Raw genomic sequence first — 1,176 nt, forward strand, 5'->3', positions numbered from 1 at the left:
GCGGCAACGGCCGGCCACGCCGCGCAGCGGCGCGGCGCCGGCGCGGGCGGTCACGCGGCGGCGAAAACAGGGGCGGAGCGCGTGTCTCGTTGACAGAACACAAGCCGATCGGCCGCGCCTGGCCGACCTCGCAGGCCCATGAGGGCCGCGGGTTCGGGGAGTTGCGGGCCGGCAATCTCGGCGTTCGCATTGCCACCACGGCGGCGGAAATCGACGCCGTGCAGGCGCTGCGCTACCGGGTGTTCTATCAGGAAATGGGCGCGCGGGCGGATCGCGCGGCGGCGGGCGAGCAGCGCGACCGCGACCCGTTCGACGAAGTGGCCGATCACCTGCTGGTGGTGGACCATGCGATCGGCCCCGGGCCGGAGGGCGTGGTCGCCACCTATCGACTGCTGCAGCGCGATGGCGCGGCGCAGGCGGGTGGTTTCTATTCCGCCGCCGAATACGACCTGACGCCGATACTGGCCTTTCCGGGGCGGATCCTGGAATGCGGGCGTTCCTGCGTCGATGCCACCTATCGCGGTCGGGCGGCGATGCAGCTGCTCTGGCGCGGGATCGCCGCCTATGTGTTCCACCACCAGATCGACCTCATGTTCGGCTGCGCGAGTCTGCCCGGCACCGACCCCGAACAGCTCGCGGACGAGCTCACCTATCTTTACGTCAATCACCTCGCCCCGCCGGCACTGCGGATGCGGGCGGTGCCGGAGCGATACGTGGAGATGAACCGCCGCCCCCATCCGGCGATGGCGCCGATGCGGGCGCTCGCCCAGCTGCCGCCGTTGATCAAGGGCTATCTGCGCCTGGGCGGCTTCGTCGGCGACGGGGCGGTGATCGACCAGCAGTTCAACACCACCGACGTCGCGATCGTCGTGAAGACCGATCTGGTGACCGACAAATACTATCGCCACTACGAACGGCAGTTGCGCGAGGCACTCGACTGAACGGCGCGGCACGGGTATCGGCGGCGCGTCCCGGCAGGGCGACGCGGGCCGAAGCATTGCGCGCGCGCTGGCTCGCCGGGCGGCGGGCCGACCTGCTTGCCCTGGCGGCTGGTGCGCTGTCGGCCGCGGCGCTGCCGCCGCTGTGCGTCGTGCCGGTGCTGCTTGTATCGGTTCCCGTGCTGCTGGCGCTGATCGACACGTCCCGCACGTCCTGGGTCGCGGCGCGGCGGGGCTG

At 71.2% G+C, this 1,176-nt stretch carries 1 protein-coding gene; it reads left to right on the forward strand.

Annotation, left to right across the window (positions count from 1 at the left end; all coding sequences use genetic code 11):
* Positions 1 to 89 precede the first annotated feature (89 nt).
* Positions 90 to 941, forward strand: coding sequence for a GNAT family N-acetyltransferase (locus B8460_RS06355; protein ID WP_241771127.1), 852 nt, complete (start codon positions 90 to 92; stop codon positions 939 to 941).
* Positions 942 to 1,176: the final 235 nt, after the last annotated feature.

It is taken from the genome of Acidisphaera rubrifaciens HS-AP3 (genome assembly GCF_000964365.1).
GTDB classification, from domain to species: domain Bacteria; phylum Pseudomonadota; class Alphaproteobacteria; order Acetobacterales; family Acetobacteraceae; genus Acidisphaera; species Acidisphaera rubrifaciens.